This is a genomic window from Anaerotignum faecicola (genome assembly GCA_024460105.1).
Classification (GTDB): Bacteria; Bacillota; Clostridia; order Lachnospirales; family Anaerotignaceae; genus JANFXS01.
The window spans coordinates 289,080-308,683 of record JANFXS010000002.1; the positions used below are offsets into that span (position 1 = coordinate 289,080).

Below are 19,604 nucleotides of genomic sequence, written 5' to 3' on the forward strand. Positions count from 1 at the left end.
ATCCTCCGTTAATCCAATATGGTTTTAATAAAATCTTCGCCGCTTTCGCCTGTAATCCTGACTTTTACGCCAAGCTCCCTTTCAATATCGCGCAAAGTAATATCGTCAAGCAATACTTCTTCGCCGCTTCTCAGCACATTTTGGGGAAGGCACAAAAATTCCCCGAGTTCTTTCCCTTTTAACTGCCCTATTATATCGCAGCCGCATAAAAGGCCCGAAACGGAAATCCTGCCGCCGAAAAAATCATTTTGTACTGCAAAAACATTTATTCTCAAATTTTCAAACTTGTCTGTCATCATTTTTGAAAGGCTTTTTATAAACTCAAATGCGGCTGTTCCTGTAGCTACGGAAACAGTTCTGTTTATTTCCGGATTGCTTTTGAGAGTTCCAAAATAATCCATAAACTCCTTTTTCATTGACGCAATCATGCCTACGCCGTTTTCGATTTGCGGAAAGTCCTCATATTCTCCATATTCCGGAAAATCAATCCCCGCCGTTAAATAAAATTCATCAGACGCATACACAAAATTGCTCCCTATTTCTTTTTTCAGGCTGCTCTGCCATTTTTTCACGGAATTAATAACCTCGGCGCAATCATCCTTTTCAAACGGTTCCATAGGATAAAGCCCGTCCCTGTACCTTGTTAGTCCTATAGGCACAACCGAAAGGCTTTTTGCACGAGGATAGAAACCCGCCAAATCCTTAATGGAACTGTCAAGCTTTTCTCCGTCGTTTATACCTTTGCACAAGACTATCTGCAAATTCATCTCGATACCGGCGGCGGCAAGTTTTTTCATTCTTTCAAGAACAAGTCCGGCGTTTTTGTTGTTAAGCATTTTCTTTCTAAGTTCCATATCGGTTGTATGAACCGATATATTTATAGGCGACAGGTGATAATAAACTATCCTGTCAATATCGCTTTCACTCATATTTGTAAGGGTACAGTAATTCCCCTGCAAAAATGAGAGCCTTGTGTCGTCGTCCTTAAAATACAGAGTTTCTCTCATTCCCTTAGGGAGTTGGTCTATAAAACAGAATATGCATTTATTTCGGCAGCTTCTCGCGTCATCCATAAGGCCGCTTTCAAAAATAATGCCGATATCTTCGTCATAGTCTTTTTCAATTTCGGCAATACATTCTTCACCCTGGCGCGTTTTAACAGTCATCTCTATATATTCGTCGTTTATAAGATACCTGTAATCAAAAACGTCAAGTATTTCCTGCCCGTTAACCGCAACCAATATATCGCCCGGCTCTATGCCAAGTTCTTCTGCAATACTGCCTTTTTCAACTTTTATAATTACGTTTTCTTTTTTCTTCACTTTCAAAACTCCCTAATAGACATCAGGGCCGCAAGGCTGCCGCGCTTGTCTCCCATCTTCCTGTGCGAATAAAAAAGCCCGCCGCTGCATTTAGTACATTCGTTTGTAACCTCGATGTTTTCTTCCTTAACTCCGGCCTTTGTCAAAAGCCTTTTATTGATGCCCCAAAGGTCAACCATATATTTTCCGTTTTCTTTCCTTTCAATATATTCCGAAGAAAACGTCAAAGTATTTTTAAATTCGTCCGCCACAGGCAAATCAACTTCAAAACAGCATTTTCCTATGCTCGGCCCTATGGCGCAAATTAAATCCTCCGGCTTTGAACCAAATTCTTCCTGCATTTTTCTCACGGACATCCCCGCCATATCCAAAACTGTGCCTTTCCAGCCGGAATGTGAAAGCCCTATTGCTTTATTAACGGGATCCGCAAAAAAAATCGGTACGCAGTCCGCATGGAACGTAACAAGCACTACGGACGGTTCGTTTGTTACAAACCCGTCGAACCCCGAAATCCCGCTTTGGAACACAACGCCGCATCCGCAGTCGTCAATACCGGCTCTTTTGATATTATTGCCGTGAACCTGACTTCCGAAAACAAGCTTTTTATAATCCATGCCGTTTGCCGTGCATATGCGTCGGAAATTTTCAGTTACAGCCTCTTTTCTGTCGCCCCTTGAATATCCAAGGTTAAGGCTTTCAAAACAACCTTCGCTGACTCCTCCGATTCTTGTTGAAAAACAATGGTTTACAAATCCCAGTTTTTCAATATTATCAAATTTAAAATATTTTACCCCGTCTTTTTCGTAAAGTTTCAAATTTAAAACACCTCAAATGCATTTATAATATGCCTTACCGATTTATCTGCATTAAGTATTTCTATAACGTCAAATCTAAATCCAAAATCATAAATTTCATTTTTTTGGATATATGCCTTTGCCGTATTAATTATTTTGCGCTGTTTCCTGTATCCCACAGCTTCGCAAGGCTCGCCGTAGTCGTTGTTTTCCCTGAATTTAACTTCCGCAAATACAATATAGTCCCCGTCTTTGGCTATTATATCAATTTCGCCGCTTCTAAGCCTGAAATTAGTTTCAATTATTTTATATCCTTTGCCTTTAAGATATTTAACGGCAAGCCGTTCACCGAAATCCCCTTTTATTTTATTCTCTTTCTTGGCAAACATAAGCGCTCCTTATAAAAAGTTTTTCAAAAAAGTTCTTCTGTGTATCGGCGTTATACCGTATTTTTTAATAGCTTCCAAATGCCTTGCAGAACCGTATCCGACATTATTTTCAAAATCATACTCAGGGTACAAAACGCTGTATTCCTCCATCATCCTATCCCTTGTGACTTTTGCAACAATACTTGAGGCGGCAATCGAAATACTTTTCGCGTCCCCTTTTATAATGCCTTTCTGCTTTACGGAAATTTCCGGTATTGTAACGGCGTCCGCAAGCAAAAAATCAGGTTTTATTTTTAGTCCGTCAACGGATATTTTCATCGCCTTATACGTCGCCTGAAGTATGTTTATTTCGTCTATCTCCGCCGGCGATACAACCCCTATGGAATAATCCAGGGCTTCTTTTACTATTACTTCATATAATTCCTCACGCTTTGCCTTTGACAGCTTTTTAGAATCGTTTACGCCTTCAATCCTAGCGCCTTTTTTAAGTATAACGGCGCATGTGACCACCGGCCCGGCAAGAGGCCCGCGTCCGACTTCGTCTATCCCGGCCACATATATACAGCCGTTATTATAACATTCGTTTTCATAAACGGACATTTCATCAAGGCGTTTTTGTTCGGCAATATATTTATTATATCTTTTTAATGCCGATTCAACGGCGGCGGCAACTCCTTTTCGTTCGTCGCTTTTATATTCTTTAACCGCCTCCGGTATTTCGGTTATATTTATATTATTCAGTTTACATTTAATATACGCAATAGATTCCACTTTAAATCCGCCTTTCTTTTTTAAGTATACACAAAAAAAGAGGGTTTGTCTATGTTCACACGATTAATAAAGGATTAATAAATATAAAATCGCTGCATTATAATACATAGCTAAAAACAGCTTGGTTTATAACTCCAAATCAAAGGCGTATGTCATAAGACCGGAAACCGTTCAAAAAACACATTTTATCAGCCATGACGCTTCATGCAGTATATTCCCATGCGCTTCGGATATGTTGCGAATACATAAAAACATTTTTTTATAATCGCACAACACCATTTCAGGGCTTTATTTTCTCTCAGTACAGTCATACCTCATATAAAAATAAAAATCTCCCGCTTTGACGCCTAAAATGCGTTCATAAAACGGGAGTTCCGTATTAAATGCAGAAACTGCATCTGTATTTAAGTAATCTCAATATTTTTCTGTTATATGGCTTCAGTTTACAATGGCATACGCACCCAACAGAAAAAATTTTCAGCATTTCCATGCTGCATACGCTTGACGCTGGATCCGCTGTGCCGCGCATATGAACATTGAACTGCAAAAATTTTCCCCCTATTAGGGCGGATAGGTTTAACGGATGCCGACGGCGAAAGAGCATGGCAAATGCTCTTTTGCGCCGAGAATCCTGTGTCAATGGATTTTAAACGGCTATTGCTCCGCTAACGCCCGCCATCTTATAAACTGAAACTAACTGCCCAATACAACTATATCAGCCCTACGGCAAGTTCTCAAACTTCCATAATTATAGGAAGTATCATAGGGCTTCTCTTTGTGGTCTGCCAAACATATTCCCTTAAAGTATCTCTTATGAGGTTTTTAATATAGCTCCAACCTGCCCCTCCTGTGTATTCACAGTCAAAAAGGGCTTCGGAAACGGCCTTTCTTGCGCCTTCCATTAAATCCTCGCTTTCTCTTACATATACAAAACCGCGGGAAATAATATCAGGCCCCGCAAGTATAGCCCCGCTTTCTTTTTCCATGCTTACAACCACAACCATAAGCCCGTCTTCGCTTAAATGCCTCCTGTCGCGCAGAACTATATTTCCTACGTCCCCGACGCCTAACCCGTCCACAAGGACTTGGCCGCTCTGTACGGCTCCGTTAATTTTAGCGTCTTTTTTGGAAAGTTCCAAAACGTCGCCTATGTTCATAAGGAATATATTTTCTTTTGGAATTCCCATACTCAGTCCGAGTTTCCTGTGGGCAGAAAGCTGTATATATTCTCCATGTACAGGCATAAAATACTTCGGTTTTGTAAGAGCAAGCATAAGTTTGAGTTCCTCTTCCCTTGCATGCCCCGATACATGCACATCCTCCATTCCGCCGTATACAACGTCCGCGCCCTTTTTAATAAGTTCGTTTATAACTTTAAGTATACTTTTCTCATTTCCCGGTATGCTGGAAGCGCTTATTATAATTTTGTCATTAGGTTTAACGCTTACCTGCTTGTGTTCCGACGATGCAATCCTTGAAAGCGCGCTCATGGTTTCCCCTTGGCTGCCGGTTGTTATTATAACAAGTTCCTCATCGGAATAATTTTTGATTTCCGATATATCTATAAGCGTATTTTGCGGTATGCTCAAATATTCAAGTTCCATGCTTGTTTTAACCGCATTCAGCATGCTCCTGCCGATTATCGCAACCTTACGTTTTGTCCTGTGTGCGGAATTTATTATTTGCTGTATTCTGTGAATATTTGATGAAAACGTCGCAACCATTATCCTGTTGTTAGGAGTATCGTCAAATATTTTGTCAAAAACGCTCCCCACCGACTTTTCGCTCATTGTAAAACCTTTTCTTTCCGCATTAGTGCTGTCGCTCATAAGCAGCAGTACGCCTTCCTTACCAAGCTCGGCAAAGCGGTGTATATCTAAAACGTCGCCGTCGATAGGCGTATAATCGATTTTAAAATCTCCCGTATGGATAACCGTGCCGACAGGCGTTGTAATTGCAAGGGCAACCGAATCGGCAATGGAGTGGTTTGTGTGTATAAACTCCACTTTAAACTGTCCAAGCTTTATATATTCCCCCGGCACAACCACATGGCGTGTCGTACAGTCCACAAGGCCGTGTTCCTTCAGCTTATTTTCAAGCAGCCCAAGTGTCAAAAGAGTTCCGAAAACAGGAACATTAAGTTCCTTCAAAACATACGGAAGGGCGCCTATGTGATCTTCATGTCCGTGGGTAAGCACAATGCCCCTAACTTTATCGATATTCTTTTTTAAATAAGTTATGTCGGGGATTACAAGGTCAATTCCGAGCATATCGTCCTCCGGAAATGCAAGCCCGCAGTCCACAACAATAATATCCTGGTTGTACTCGAACACTGTCATATTTTTTCCGATCTCATGCAGGCCGCCCAAGGATATAACCTTTAATTTAGGTTTTTTTGAAGCCAAAAAAATTCCTCCTTTATTTAATATATTTTTCCGTTTTCATATAAATTTATTTTATTAATTATCCCAAATACGTTAAAATATATGCAACATAAAAAACCCATGTATAAATGGGTAAAATAACGCATTATATATGTTTTATATTTACCGCCGGCCCGCTCCTTCTTTTCCTGCCATATGCAGCCGAACAAAGCCTAAAGAAATTATGTCCTTATTAACCATAATCCGCAAAGCCAGATTTTCCAAATAATACGTCATACGTTTATAACAGAATACATATTTATAGTTTTTAATGGAAAACAGAGCTTTGATACAAAATTAATATTTTGAATTGATTTTAAATACGAATTATGCTTTAAAAAACAATTAATAAAACTTAAACTCATCTGTCACATAACTGCCAACACCGCCATATCGCCCAAATATTCCGCAATACGGCAATCAGAGAAATTTAAGCTTTAATAATTTGTCCATGAAAATAAAACTGCAAAATGCATTATTATTATGCAGCAACCGTTTTTTGGATATTTAATTTCAAATTTTAATACTTAACGATATTATCCGTCGATTTCAACATCATAATCATCATTGCCGTTTTGGAAAGCTTCCGCTACTTTATCAAACTCAGCGTCGTCCTCAATAAGCTCATAGCTAACCTCGTCGCCTTCCTCCTCCGTTTTTTTAAGTATCATTGCAGACGCCTCTTCATCGTCTATAAACTCAGCCTCAAGCACAAGTATATAGCTGTTCCCGTCCAACTCCAAAGCGTCTATAACCGCAAACTCAACTTCGTCGCCATTTTCATCTGTTAACATAATAGTTTCAAATTCTTCTTCAAATTCGTCGTTAGCCATCTTTATAATCTCCTCATTCGTCTTTTATAGAATCAAGATAGCCTTGCAGTATATACACAGCCGCCATCTTGTCAATTACATTTTTACGTTTTGCGCTGTCAAGGCCCGCCTCCGCTAAAAATCCGGCCGCCGCTACTGTGCTTAACCTTTCATCCCACAGTATAACCGGTATTTTCGGAAACCGCCTTTCAAGTTTCTCTTTATACCCATCGGTTTTCAAACAGCGCTCGCTTACAGTGCCGTCTAAATTCAGAGGATAGCCCAGCACAATCTTTTCAACCTCGTACTCTCCGATAATCTGTTCCAGCCGTCCAAGGCTTTGTTTATATTCGTTTTCACTGTTCCTTCTGATAATTTCAAGCCCCTGTGCAGTCCAGCCGAAAGGATCGCTCACTGCAACGCCTACGGTTTTACTGCCTAAATCCAAACCTAAAATACGCAAAATACCACACCTTAAACTTATCCGTTATTCTTAATATAATTTTCAACAAGCTCTTCCAAAAGCTCATCCCTTTCCAGCCGGCGTATAAGAACCCTGGCGTTGTTGTAGCTGGTGATATACGTTGGATCCCCTGAAAGAATGTATCCCACAATCTGGTTAACCGGGTTGTAGCCTTTTTCCTTAAGAGCTTCGTAAACAGTTAAGATTATCCTTTTCGCCTCGTTGTCCAATTCTTTTGAGAAACCGTCGAACTGCATAGTTTCATTCAGGTTTTTGTCCATTTCAAATCACGCTCCGCAATACTAACTCAAAAATAAATAACCGAACTAATCAATATACTATCTATGATAATATAAATCAACACATTATGCAACTTTATTTAATAAAATACTATATAATTAATATCCTACTTTTCGTTAAATCTCGCCAAAAGCCTTTTCATTCTCTGCACTTTTTATATTAACGCTTAAAATTTTATTCCTAATATCGTCGTCACTTTTAACAATCACATTAATGTAATTTGACGTATGACCTTCAAAATATCCTTCTTTCGGCCTTTGTTCAAAAAGAACTTCCACATTTTTCCCTACAAAACCCGAAATAAACCGGCCGGCCATTTCATTGCTCAATCTTATCAGCGCTTCGGCCCTTTTTTCTTTTATATCAGGCGGTATCTGGCCTTCCATTTCGGCGGCGGGAGTGCCTTTTTTAGGCGAATATGGGAAAACATGTATTTTTGAAAATCCCACTTTTTCAGCAAAAGCATAACTTTCAGCAAAATCTTCTTCCGTTTCACCCGGAAAACCAACTATAATATCTGTAGTTAAAGCGGCGTCGGGCCAATATTTCCTGATAATTTCAACGGCGTTATAATATTTTTCGGCCGTATACTTCCTGTTCATGGCTTTTAAAGTCCTGTTGCAGCCGCTTTGAAGAGACAAATGGAAATGGCGGCACACTTTACTTAAAGAGCTTAATTCCGTCATAAAATCTTCCGTTATTATGTTAGGCTCAATAGAACTTGTCCTTATCCGTTCAATGCCGTTTACGTCGTGGACTTTTTTAATGAGTTCCAAAAGGTTTGTAGTATGCAGTTCTTTGCCGTAGCTTGCCGCATGTATGCCCGTAAGCACAACTTCCTTAAAGCCGTTTGACGCAAGCATCTCAACTTCTTTAATAATATCTTCTTCTTTTCTGCTTCTTACGGGTCCCCTTGCATACGGGATAATGCAGTATGAACAAAACTGGCTGCATCCGTCTTGGATTTTTATATATGCCCTTGTCCTTCCCATAAGCTTGTGTATCGAGATAGGTTCAAAAACCTTTTCATACATTATATCTCCCACAGTATCGACAATCCCGTTTTCAAACGAATATTTTTCAACTTCGTCAACAACGGAATTGCGCCCTTTCGTGCCCATAACAATATTTACTCCGTCAATCTTTTTAATTTCTTCAGCCGCCGTCTGGGCATAGCATCCGGCAACAACAACAATAGAGTCGGGATTCTGCCTCTTAACGCGCCGTATAAGCTGACGGCTTTTTTTATCTCCGAAATTTGTAACCGTACATGTATTTATAACATATATATCCGCCTTTTCGTCAATGCCGACAATTTTATATCCTTTTTCTGCAAATGCTTCGGCAATAGCCTCGCTTTCAACTTGATTAACTTTGCAGCCAAGTGCAAAACTTGCAACGCTTCTCATATTAAACCTCATTAATTAATTTTTTGTATAAGTGAAAGAAACAAAAGCCCCGTTTCAACATCTTTCCCGCTCACCCACATAATAACCGGGCGCAGCCTGTGCCATTTATTCTTTTTAGTATCAACAGAGCTGTATACTTCCTCAACAAGGTCAACCATTTGTTCGATTTCATTCCTGTCGCTTACGCTAAGCTCCTGATTTTCATAAAATATCTTTCTGGCCTCGCCAAAAGTAATATTAATAGTTTCCCCTTTAAAACCTTCCCTGAGATAGAACTCCTGAAGGCAGTTTTCATCAAATCCGCTGTTTATATATATCTCAAGCCTCTTTATAATTAAAGCGACATTGTTCCTGACTGCTTCAGCCATATTAACTTTATTGTCAAAAACGGAAATTACGTCCATTCCTCCGGCAAAAAACTTTATCTTGTCAACATACTTAAAAAAAGTCGAATTAAAAGCTTCTTCCATTATATCCGCGTCATATGAATACTTTTTATACGTTTCTTTTAAAAATTCCAGATCTTTTTCAACGTCTTTTTCATTCTCATAGTCCATGGACGCACCTCCCTTTTAACGATTATATCATATATAAAGGCAAAATGCTTTAAAAAATTTGCGCTGCAATATAAAAGGCGCGCCCCACGGCGGCAGATATATAAAACAATCCGTTTGCAATATACATCGCCGTTAAGGCGCGCCGTTTTATTTATGCGCTGACGTTTTTCAACTGTAATTTCTGTTTAATAAATATAACCGCAATAAGCGCTATGCCGATAACGTCGGTCACCGCCCCCGGAATAATAAGGGTAATGCCGCCTGCAATACAAATCAGCCTTTCATATAATTTAAGCCTTCCCAGCATAAATCCTTCCATGCCTGTGGAAATTCCAAGCATACCTATAAACGCCGTTATAAGTATAAACAATGCCTGCGTAAACGAACCGTCTACAAGAAGCAAATCGGGATTAAACGCAAATACATACGGTATTATAAACGCCGTAATAGCTATCCTTGTCGCCGTTATACCGGTTTTCAACGGATTGCTGTGGGCAATGGCGCTTCCCGCATAGGCCGCTAATGCTACCGGCGGCGTTATATCCGCAACTATACCGAAATAAAAAACAAACATATGAGCCGCAAGCATCGGTATGCCGAGCTTTATGACAATCGGCGCGGTTATTGTGGCCATAATGACATAATTGGCCGTTGTGGGAACACCCATGCCAAGTATAATACATGCTATCATGGTAAAGAAAAGCGCAATAATCGTTACGCCGCCCGATAACGCCAAAAGCCCGCTGGCAAGCTTGATACCGAGTCCGGTAAGCGTAACAGTTCCAACGATAATACCGGCTATGGAACATGCAACCGCAACGCCGATTGTATTCCTTGCGCCGTTTTCCAACGCTTCAAAGAATGATGAAACGCTCATCCTCGTATCTTTCCTAAACATGCTTACAATTATAGAAGTTATTATGGCATATACGGCGCTCATTGAAGACGTATATCCGTTCATCATGCAGTACACAAGCACAACAAGCGGCAAAAGCAGGTATCCCCTTGAAAACATAAGGGTAAAAAATCCCGGTATGTCGTCTTTATTAAGCCCAACGAGGCCAAGTTTTTTAGCCTCAAAATGTACCATAAGGAAGATCCCAGTAAAGTAAAGGGCTGCCGGAAGTATAGCCGCAATAACGATATTAGAATAAGGCACGCCTGTCATTTCGGCCATAAGGAAAGCTGCCGCGCCCATAATAGGCGGCATTATCTGCCCGCCGGTTGACGCCGCCGCCTCAACAGCCGCCGCAAATTCAGGCGGGTATCCTGTTTTTTTCATCATAGGGATAGTAAAACTTCCGCTCCCTACTGTATTGGCAACGGAGCTTCCGCTGATCATGCCCTGGAGGGCGCTTGCAATAACGGCAACCTTAGCCGGTCCGCCCGTGGCCGAGCCTGCAATAGAATTTGCAATTTCAATAAAGAACCGGCCTACGCCCGTTTTGTCAAGAAACGCACCGAAAAGTATAAACAACACAATAAACGTGGAGCATACTCCAAGCGGAGTGCCTATAACGCCTTCCGTAGTGTAGAATAAGTGCGAAATAATCCTTTTAAGCGAGAAATCTGCCGCAAACGCATATATTATAAAACATATAACAACTACAAGTATCGGTATGCCGACAACACGGCGGCATATTTCCATAAGTATAAGTATCCCTACAATCCCGATAACAATATCAAGCGTCGTGCTGCGCCCGGCCCTTGCGACAATTTCTTTGAAAAACACTACATAATAGAAAAAACATCCTGCCCCTACTATGCCCAACACAAAATCATACCATGGCACATAGTTTACCCTCTTGGCCATTCCCTTTTTAATAGGATAAAGCATATAAGCCATAAAAATAACGATACCGACAAAGGACGCGCGCCTTATCTGCTCCGGCAGAGAACTGAAAACGTTCATCCATAAAGAAAAAATCGAAAAAGCCACAAGCATATATTTAACAAGATAGCTCGGTATTCCAGAAAAATGCCTTGTATTGCTTTCACGGTCAAATTCCGCAAGAACTTCTTTCATTCTTTCTTCGTCTTCATGTATAATATGTTCCGTCGTATCGCTTCTTTTTTCAAATTTTTCCTGCTGTTCCTTAACTTTCTCCTTTATTTTTTTTCCTTCTTTTTCAGACATCTCTTAGCCTCCTATATGTTATTTCTCCATAAATAAAACAGGCTTTTTTTTGCAGCCTTAAATTTGACGACGCTGTTGCGCCCACACAAATCCCTTAAGCTTATTTCCATATCGTTAATCTTAAGTATATGATCGCTCACTGTGCCGACTATATACGAAAGGTTATCCATTTCGCGGTTAAATCCCGAAATAAGCATTTTTCCATCGTCTGTGTAAGACAGCGTCTGACCCTCTTCAATTTCGGTTGCAACCCCGGCGCCGAACGCACTATAAAGGCATGTGTCAAGATATATATCCGTCCCCTTAATATAATAGCCTTCCTCGACAGCGCTTTTATTAACAGAGTGTATAAATGAAACGGAAAAGGTCGCGCCCTCCTCCGACTCATATTGTGCGTAAATTTTTCCGCTGTCGCCGTCAAGTAGCTGCAATACTGTTTTTCCGGGCCAAAACAGTATTAAAAGAATTATAGCCGCAATGGCGAATAAGGCCACTGCGGCTTTATTTACCGCTGAAATTCTGGGTTTAAGCAAAACTTTTATTGGATTGCTCCAACTTCTTTAAAATATTTTTCTGCGCCCGGATGGAAAGGAACGGAAACGCCTTCAACAGCATATGCCGGATCGATTTCAGTGCCTTTTACATGGCCTTCGGCAATAATTTCTTTTCCTTCAAATATAGCCTTTGTAATGTTGTAAACGGTTTCTTCCGAAAGTTCCGGATTTACGATGAATGTCGCCTTAACCGCAACAGTCTGTATAGGTTCGTCTGTGCCGTAGCTTTCCTTTGGAATATTGTAGGATGTATAGAACGGATATTTTGCAATAAGCGCTTCCGCTTCCGCTCCGTCAACATTGAGTATCTTAATGTTGTTTGTGCTTGCAAGCTCCATAACGGCCGTTGTAGGAGCGCCGGCAGTACAGAAGAACGCGTCTATTTTATTATCTTTCATAGCGTTTGCGGAGTCGCCGAAAGAAAGGTTCTGAACTTCAATGTCATCAAAGGTAACCCCATATGCTTCAAGTATTTGTTTTGCATTAAATTCAACGCCGCTGCCCGCATCGCCTACAGATACCCTCTTTCCTTTAAGGTCGGCTATCGTTTCAATACCGGCGTCAGGGTTTGCGACAACCTGGCACACTTCGGCATACATTGCCGCCATAGCCTGGAAATTTTCAGTTTTTTCGCCTTCAAAGAGATCCGTGCCGTTATAAGCGTAATCCATAACGTCGTTTTGTACGATGGCCATATCGACTTCCCCATCTGCGATTAAGCCGATATTTGCTTTCGACGCGCCTGTCGACTGTACGTCAAAGCTTATGCCCGTAGCGTCCGTTACGGCCTGTGCGATAACGCCGCCGTAAGCATAATATGTTCCGCTTGTGCCTCCTGTTGCAAGCTTGATTTTTGTTGTTCCACCGCCCGACGCGTCTGAAGAAGCGTCTGACGAGCATCCTGAAAGAGCTATAGCTGCGGCAAGCACGCCTGCAACTACGGCAACGAGTTTCTTTTTCATAAATATACCTCCCAATACTAAAATTTGCCGTCATTATTTTTGAAGTTTTAATTTATTACAATAAGTAATTATTAGATTATATATCATTTTCAGCATCTTTTCAAGCTAATTATGTTAAAACGGCAATCTTTTTTATTGCATAAGTCATATTTTCGGTTTAATTTGCAAATATCCGAAAAACGCCTGTATTAATTTGCTTTTATATTTTTTATGATTTATAACACGCAATAGGTATTTATGCATAGCTATAAGTTTTTTATATATAATTATTCATCTGCCGCCCGCCATATATATAAGCGCGTTAACAGCGGCCGCCGCAACATTGCTGCCGCCCTTTCTTCCCTCGGCCACTATATAAGGAACACTTAGTTCCATAATAAGTTCTTTGCTTTCCACAACATTTACAAAGCCCACAGGCATGCCTATAATCATAGCCGGCATAATCGTTCCGTTTTTTATATGTTCATAGAGTCTTATAAGCGCTGTTGGTGCGTTCCCAACAACATATATAAGCGGCCCCTTAATCCCGGCGGACTTGTCAACGGCGGCGGCGGCCCTTGTTGTGCCATTTTTTGCCGCCTCCTGTGAAACGTCGCTGTCAGCCATAAAGCAGTAAACTTCCCCTCCGAATTTTTCGAGCGCCTTTTTGTTAATCCCGGCTTTAGCCATATTTGTATCCGTAATAATTCCGCAGCCGTTTCTTATAGCGTCAATTCCGGCTTCAACCGCTCCTTCGGAAAATTTAAGGCTTTTTTCATAAGAAAAATCGGCCGTGGCATGTATTATCCTTTTGACGATCGGCTTTTTTTCCTCATCAATTTCAGCCGTAAGCTCGCTCTCTATTATCTCAAAACTGCGACGTTCAATATCTTCCGGAAGAAAAAATTCAATGTCTTTCAAAATTCCACGCCCTTTCTTGCGCCTATGCCTTTATCAAACGGATGTTTAACCTTTTTTATTTCCGATATATAATCGGCGCATTCCAACATAAATCCATTGGGATCCCGTCCTGTCATCACAACTTCCGTACCGCCGTCCGAAAGCTTCAAAGCTTCAAATACAATGTTTTCATCAATCAAGCCGAAATTTACGGCGTGTGTAATTTCATCAAGAACCAAAAAACCGTTTTCCCCCGCCGCCATACGAACGCCCTCCCTAATAAGGCCGTTATGTATTTCCTTCAGCCTGAATTTCTCATCTTCTCCCATACTGCTGAAAAATCCAAAATCTTCCGTGCTCCTTAAAACAGATATTCCGTCCGTATTCCTTAATATGCCTATCTCTCCTGTGTCCGCACCTTTCATAAACTGCACGAATACGACGTTTTTTCCGTTTCCCGCCGCCCTAACTGCCATTCCGACGGCGGCGGTTGTTTTTCCTTTGCCGTTTCCGAAGTATAAGTGTATCAATCTACCGCCTCTCAATCCCCATAATATTATAAACCATTTCCATATCCATGCTGTTTCTCACCATATCGGCCAAAATATCATATTGCTTTTCTTTATACGCCTTCAAATCAAATCCCGATTTATTGTACTTAACGCCTTTTTTCATGCATATGGCGTTGATTATGGCTTCCGCGCAGCCTGTGCTGTCAAATACGCCGTGAACATATGTGCCGGCCGCGTTGCCGCCGAACGTCCCGTCATATTTTCCGCCGCTAAGCCTTGAAAGCGCATTTCCGTTTGCTTTGCTTTTCCCCATATGTATTTCATAGCCTTCAAACTCCTTGCCGCTTAAACATGAAAAAAATCCGCTTATATCTTCAAAGCGGCCCTGTACCTGTTTTGTTTTCTTTTCATTTGCAAAAACCGTTTCAACAGGAAGCAAACCCATTGCATTAATGCTCCCGCCGCCTTCAACATTGTAAGGGTCGCTTATCTTTTCACCAAGCATCTGGTATCCCCCGCAAATTCCGAAAACAGGGGTTCCATTTCTATATGCCCTCAGCACTGCGTTTTCAATCCCGTTTTCCCTAAGCCATTTCAAATCGGAAATTGTATTTTTGCTTCCGGGCAGCATTATAATATCGGGCGTTTTAAGATCCTTTGCTTTGCTTACATATCGAACCGAAACGTTTTCCATATAGCCGAATACATTAAAATCAGTGAAATTGCTTATTTTAGGCAGCCGTATAACGGCTATGTCAATCTCTCCGGCTTCATTTTTTTCAAACGCCGGGCTTAAACTGTCCTCGTCGTCAATATCCACATTTATAAACGGAAGTACGCCGGCAACAGGTATATTTATTTTATCTTCAAGCATTTTAAGCCCCGGTTCAAGTATGCGCCTGTCCCCTCTAAACTTATTTATAATAACGCCTTTAATCCGCATACGCTCCCGTTCCTCCAGAAGCATGACGGTTCCGTAAAGTTGGGCGAAAACCCCCCCTCTGTCAATATCGCCTGCCAAAAGTACGGGACAGTCCGCCATTTCAGCCATCCCCATATTTACTATGTCGTCGTTTTTTAAGTTTATTTCAGCCGGGCTTCCGGCCCCTTCGATAACAATTATGTCATTGTGCTCCGCCAAACTTTTGTACGCGTCCATTATATCTTTTTTTAACTTCGTTTTATATTTAAAATAATCGGACGCTTTCATATTTCCGCGTGAAACTCCGTTTACGATTACCTGTGAGCCGACGTCCGTAGTAGGCTTTAAAAGTATTGGGTTCATGCGCACGTCAGGCTTTATTCCCGCGGCTTCCGCCTGCATAACCTGAGCCCTTCCCATTTCTTTTCCATCCTCGGTAATATATGAATTAAGCGCCATATTCTGGCTTTTAAACGGCGCGGCTTTAAATCCGTCCTGCACAAAAACCCGTAAAAGCCCCGCCGTAATAAAACTTTTGCCCGAATTGCTCATAGTTCCCTGAACCATTATTGCTTTTGCCATGTCAGCCTTTAGCCACTTCCTTCCATGCAGATATAAGTTTTTCGTTGTCCTCCCTGTTTTTAACGGCAATCCTGTAATACCCTTCCTTAAGGCCGGTAAAATTTTTACAGTCCCTAATCATTATCCCTTTTTCCATTAATTTGCCATATAATCCCGGTTCAGCTTTGAAAAAAATAAAATTTCCGCCGCTTCCATATATTTTTTCAGCAAGGGAAACAATATTTCCAAGCAGATATTTTTTTTCTTCAGATATAATTTTCCTTGCCGCATCTGCAAACCCTGTGCATGCGCATGCCGCCAGTCCCGCGTCATGAGCCACTGTCGACACGCTCCATGGCTGTATACAGTTTCGCATGGACAACAGAAGGGAACGGTCGTCCGTTATTCCGTAACCGAGCCTAAGTCCTGCCATACCGTACATTTTCGTAAAGGCTTTGAGGACAAGCACGCCGCTTTCGCCTTTAACCGTGTAATCTTCCCCGTTTTCCATAAAGTTATTAAAACATTCGTCTACCACGGCCAAAACATCGTGCTCCCTGCACCTGTCGATTATTTTCAAAAGAAGTTCTTTTGTAAATACCGTACCCGTCGGATTATTTGGATTGCATATAAAAACCATATCAGTGCGGCCGTTTATAAATTCCAGTATTTCTTCATCCGGCATAAATCCGTTTTCTTCTTTCAGATAATAATTTTCTATACTGCATCCGACGGCGTTTAAAGCCTGCCTGTACTCCTCGAACCCCGGTACGACAAGCAGGGCATTTTTGGGCCTTATGGCATAAACGGCGGCAAATACAAGCTCAGCCGCGCCGCATCCGCAAATAATATTTCCCTTTTCAACGCCTTCCATAGCCGAAACTGCTTTCAGAAGTTCCCTGTATTCGGCGTCAGGATATGCCGTTGATTTGCATACGGCGTTTAAGGCCGCTTTTTTAACGGCTTCGGGCATTCCCAAAGGATTAATATTTGCCGAAAAATCTATTACATTTTTGTTTCCGTATATATCTCCCCCGTGCTTATGCATAATTAACCCCCAATACGGCGTAAACCGCCGAAATCAAAACCATAAGCAGAAAAACGGCAGTGTACATAAGGCGGTTCGCCCTTATTATATCTTCATTTTCAATCTTCCTGTACGGATCTCCCAAAAAATCTTTTTTATACAGCTTTCCGAAGTACCATGCGTCGCCTGCAAGCCGCACGCCCAAAGCCCCGGCGCATACAGACTCTGTCTGCGCCGAATTAGGGCTTGCATGTTTAAGCCTGTCCCTTTTGAATATTCTGAAAGCATTTTTCCAGTCGTATCCGAGCAAAGCGGCTGAAACAATCATCAGTACGGCCGTAATCCTTGACGGAAGGAAGTTAAAAATATCGTCGGCCTTAGCCGCGGCTTTTCCGAAATTTATATATTTTTCATTTTTATAGCCTACCATAGAATCCATTGTGTTCACCGCCTTATATATAAATCCGCCGACCCCGCCGCCAATCGCCATAAAAATTGCAGGCGCGGCAACGCCGTCGGAAGCGTTTTCGGCAACCGTTTCAACGGCGGCCTTTCTCACGCCGTCAAAGTCCAATTCAGCCGTGTCCCGTCCTACAATCATTGAAACGGCTTTCCTTGAGGCCTCTATATCCCCCGTTTCAAGGGCTTTATAAACCTTCATGCTTTCATCCCTAAGCGATTTGGCCGCAAGGCACTGCCAGCACATAACGCTTTCAGCCGCAAGCTTTAAATATACGCTTATTTGTTCCGCGGCATACAGTATTATAAAAGGCGCCGCCCCGCTGAGAAAAACAATCCAAACGGCAAGAGCCGCCCCGCCGGCTTTTTCTCCTGCCGCCGTTTTGGGAAATATCCTTCTTATAAACTTTTCGCTTTTGCTTACGGCGTATCCGATTGCACATACGGGGTGCGGTATGTTCCGCGGATCCCCAAATATTAAGTCAAGCGCATAACCGGCCGCAAGCGGCAATATAAAACTATACATTTATTTCCCCCGTTATACTCAGGCGGCCGTTTTCAAACCCGCATATATACCCGCCGCCGTTTTTTACATGGAAATTATAAAAACAGCGGCCCGTAAAAGTGCTTAAAACAGCCATTATACTGCCGCCGTGCATTACAAAAGCCGCGCGTTTTTCTTTCATATTTTCCGCCGCCCTGATACATTCATAAAACGCCCGAACAGTCCTGACGGAAAACTCCTCCATGCTTTCGCCATCCGGAAAAGGCAGTTTTCCGCCGCTTTCAATCCATCTTTTATAGTAAGAGTCGTTTTTCAGTTCTTCAAAATTCCTATATTCAAACTTTCCGAAATCCGTTTCACTCAAACCAGTGTGTATGACAGGGCTGCATCCGTAAATGGCTTTTGCCGTCTGCACGCATCTTTTTAGAGGGCTTGAAAAAACAACGCCGCATTCAGGATAGTCTTTTGCCGACGCTTCCAATATGTCTTCGTCAGTTATTCCCACATATCTCTTTTCCAAATTGCCTTTTGTGGCAAAATGGCGTATTAATATAACCTTCATTTAATCACCTGCGGTATTCCGGCATATATCCTTATTACGCGCCCGGCTTTTTTAGCTACGGCACAGGAGCATTTTCCGGTTTCCTCGCGCCATTTCCTCTCAAACGCATCAACAGGCACAATCCCGCCGCCTATTTCATCAGATATAATTATATTTATATTCCCATTTTCAATAAGGCGAATCGTTTCGTTTATGGGGTCAAGTCCGTTTATAAGCCAGTCCTTTACAAGCATGTGAAAACCGCATATAATCTCCCGATCAGGTAAAATTTCTCCTTTTCCCGCAAAAAATATATCGTTTTTTGCAATATTATATTCTTTTAAGACAAAATCAAGCTTTCCTTGGAAAGCTCCTCCTATTATAAAAACCATTTATACCGCCGCTTTCTCCAAAACTACAGCCACTATCAACACCGACAACTCGTAAATCTGAAGGAAATACCCGGCTAAATCGCCCGTAGCGCCTCCGAAATTCTTAACCGCAAAATTTCGGTAGTATAAAAATACGGCCGCCGAAACAATCAGAAGAGCCGCGCCGTTTAATACGCTGAAAAACATTACATATCCCGCCGAAGCAATAAAAAAAAACGACAATATCAAAACGCTCTTATTTTTAACGGCTTTTTCGGTAAATCCATGAAGTAGCCCGTTTGATTTTGCCTTTTTTACAGTCAACGCCCCTATTCCGCTTAAAGAACGGCTCGTAACAAAACCGGCGCATACCATATGAATCCCGCTAGTTCCAATCTCGGAGGCAAATCCCGCATAAAGCATAAAATATAATATAGCATATATAACCGCAAAAGCGCCGACATGCGGATCTTTTAGTATCTCAAGCCTCTTTTCCCTTTCGGCAAAGCTTAAATACGCATCGACAGTGTCAATATAGCCGTCGGCATGTATTCCTCCCGTAATAAGTATGGGAACTGCCGTAAGTATGGCGCCTTTAAGCGTCCCCGCAAATTCCAGAGAGGTACATATATAGTATAATATATAAAATCCGATGCCCGTAACAATTCCTATAAGCGGTAAAAACGAAAGGGCATACCTCATATTTTTATCGCTCCATTCCACATTCGGAACGGGTATCTTTGAATACATTGCAAAAGCGATAATTATCGGTTCCACTGTATACCACCCTTATTTCTTAAATTTCGGCAGAACTTAATTCATATCCAGATGACGATTTTCGGTTTACGGCAGTATAATAATCGGACGTAATTTTTTCTGGGTTTCATAATTTTGCTTTCAGTTTGCATGCCTTATGAGCCTTCAAAATACCGCC

General features: G+C 41.6%; 21 protein-coding genes. All 21 read right to left on the reverse strand.

The genetic code is table 11. The features are described 5' to 3' along the window. Nucleotides 1-8: 8 nt before the first annotated feature. The 21 genes from NE664_04000 to NE664_04100 all read right to left on the reverse strand — a co-directional run bounded on the left by NE664_04000 (nt 9) and on the right by NE664_04100 (nt 19,447). On the reverse strand, nt 9-1,322 hold the full coding sequence (locus tag NE664_04000; GenBank protein MCQ4725824.1) for a DUF512 domain-containing protein: 1,314 nt from the start codon (nt 1,320-1,322) through the stop codon (nt 9-11). A gap of 2 nt (nt 1,323-1,324) precedes the next feature. After that, on the reverse strand, nt 1,325-2,137 hold the full coding sequence (gene pgeF, locus NE664_04005) for a peptidoglycan editing factor PgeF (GenBank protein ID MCQ4725825.1): 813 nt from the start codon (nt 2,135-2,137) through the stop codon (nt 1,325-1,327). A 2-nt stretch (nt 2,138-2,139) separates the two neighbouring features. Next, nucleotides 2,140-2,505 carry a YraN family protein gene (locus tag NE664_04010; protein ID MCQ4725826.1) on the reverse strand — a complete coding sequence of 122 codons (366 nt, stop codon included), beginning with the start codon at nt 2,503-2,505 and terminating at the stop codon, nt 2,140-2,142. A gap of 9 nt (nt 2,506-2,514) precedes the next feature. Further along, nucleotides 2,515-3,276 carry a ribonuclease HII gene (locus NE664_04015; GenBank protein MCQ4725827.1) on the reverse strand — a complete coding sequence of 254 codons (762 nt, stop codon included), beginning with the start codon at nt 3,274-3,276 and terminating at the stop codon, nt 2,515-2,517. 734 nt (nt 3,277-4,010) lie between these two features. Next, complete coding sequence (locus NE664_04020; protein ID MCQ4725828.1) at nt 4,011-5,681, reverse strand: ribonuclease J; 1,671 nt, start codon at nt 5,679-5,681, stop codon at nt 4,011-4,013. Nucleotides 5,682-6,235: 554 nt separating this feature from the next. After that, a complete protein-coding gene (locus tag NE664_04025) occupies nt 6,236-6,532 on the reverse strand; it encodes a DUF1292 domain-containing protein (GenBank protein ID MCQ4725829.1) in 297 nt (98 codons plus the stop codon). Between the two features lie 13 nt (nt 6,533-6,545). Continuing rightward, on the reverse strand, nt 6,546-6,974 hold the full coding sequence (gene ruvX, locus NE664_04030; GenBank protein MCQ4725830.1) for a Holliday junction resolvase RuvX: 429 nt from the start codon (nt 6,972-6,974) through the stop codon (nt 6,546-6,548). 17 nt (nt 6,975-6,991) lie between these two features. Continuing rightward, complete coding sequence (locus NE664_04035; GenBank protein ID MCQ4725831.1) at nt 6,992-7,231, reverse strand: IreB family regulatory phosphoprotein; 240 nt, start codon at nt 7,229-7,231, stop codon at nt 6,992-6,994. A gap of 159 nt (nt 7,232-7,390) precedes the next feature. After that, entirely contained in the window at nt 7,391-8,683 is a 1,293-nt protein-coding gene (gene mtaB / locus NE664_04040) for a tRNA (N(6)-L-threonylcarbamoyladenosine(37)-C(2))-methylthiotransferase MtaB (protein ID MCQ4725832.1), read from the reverse strand. A gap of 11 nt (nt 8,684-8,694) precedes the next feature. Beyond that, a complete protein-coding gene (locus tag NE664_04045) occupies nt 8,695-9,240 on the reverse strand; it encodes a hypothetical protein (protein ID MCQ4725833.1) in 546 nt (181 codons plus the stop codon). Between the two features lie 151 nt (nt 9,241-9,391). After that, nucleotides 9,392-11,377 carry a TRAP transporter permease gene (locus NE664_04050; GenBank protein MCQ4725834.1) on the reverse strand — a complete coding sequence of 662 codons (1,986 nt, stop codon included), beginning with the start codon at nt 11,375-11,377 and terminating at the stop codon, nt 9,392-9,394. 11 nt (nt 11,378-11,388) lie between these two features. After that, nucleotides 11,389-11,808: a DUF1850 domain-containing protein gene (locus tag NE664_04055; protein ID MCQ4725835.1), complete on the reverse strand. Its 420-nt coding sequence runs from the start codon at nt 11,806-11,808 to the stop codon at nt 11,389-11,391. 107 nt (nt 11,809-11,915) lie between these two features. Continuing rightward, a complete protein-coding gene (locus NE664_04060) occupies nt 11,916-12,893 on the reverse strand; it encodes a TAXI family TRAP transporter solute-binding subunit (GenBank protein ID MCQ4725836.1) in 978 nt (325 codons plus the stop codon). 270 nt (nt 12,894-13,163) lie between these two features. After that, nucleotides 13,164-13,793 (reverse strand): precorrin-8X methylmutase, encoded by a 630-nt coding sequence (locus NE664_04065; protein MCQ4725837.1) that lies wholly within the window; start codon nt 13,791-13,793, stop codon nt 13,164-13,166. Further along, nucleotides 13,790-14,302: a cob(I)yrinic acid a,c-diamide adenosyltransferase gene (locus NE664_04070; GenBank protein ID MCQ4725838.1), complete on the reverse strand. Its 513-nt coding sequence runs from the start codon at nt 14,300-14,302 to the stop codon at nt 13,790-13,792. Before NE664_04070 ends, NE664_04065 begins: the two co-directional genes overlap by 4 nt. 1 nt (nt 14,303) lies before the next feature. After that, nucleotides 14,304-15,788, reverse strand: coding sequence for a cobyric acid synthase (locus NE664_04075; GenBank protein MCQ4725839.1), 1,485 nt, complete (start codon nt 15,786-15,788; stop codon nt 14,304-14,306). A gap of 1 nt (nt 15,789) precedes the next feature. Then, nucleotides 15,790-16,815, reverse strand: coding sequence for an aminotransferase class I/II-fold pyridoxal phosphate-dependent enzyme (locus NE664_04080; protein MCQ4725840.1), 1,026 nt, complete (start codon nt 16,813-16,815; stop codon nt 15,790-15,792). After that, nucleotides 16,808-17,779, reverse strand: coding sequence for an adenosylcobinamide-phosphate synthase CbiB (gene cbiB, locus NE664_04085; GenBank protein MCQ4725841.1), 972 nt, complete (start codon nt 17,777-17,779; stop codon nt 16,808-16,810). Before cbiB ends, NE664_04080 begins: the two co-directional genes overlap by 8 nt. After that, complete coding sequence (locus tag NE664_04090; protein MCQ4725842.1) at nt 17,772-18,320, reverse strand: histidine phosphatase family protein; 549 nt, start codon at nt 18,318-18,320, stop codon at nt 17,772-17,774. Before NE664_04090 ends, cbiB begins: the two co-directional genes overlap by 8 nt. Then, nucleotides 18,317-18,691 (reverse strand): bifunctional adenosylcobinamide kinase/adenosylcobinamide-phosphate guanylyltransferase, encoded by a 375-nt coding sequence (locus NE664_04095; GenBank protein ID MCQ4725843.1) that lies wholly within the window; start codon nt 18,689-18,691, stop codon nt 18,317-18,319. The genes NE664_04090 and NE664_04095 overlap by 4 nt, the downstream gene beginning before the upstream one ends. Next, the gene (locus tag NE664_04100) at nt 18,692-19,447 is read right to left on the reverse strand and encodes an adenosylcobinamide-GDP ribazoletransferase (GenBank protein MCQ4725844.1); all 756 of its coding nucleotides are present in this window, start codon (nt 19,445-19,447) and stop codon (nt 18,692-18,694) included. It abuts the gene before it with no gap. Nucleotides 19,448-19,604 lie beyond the last annotated feature (157 nt).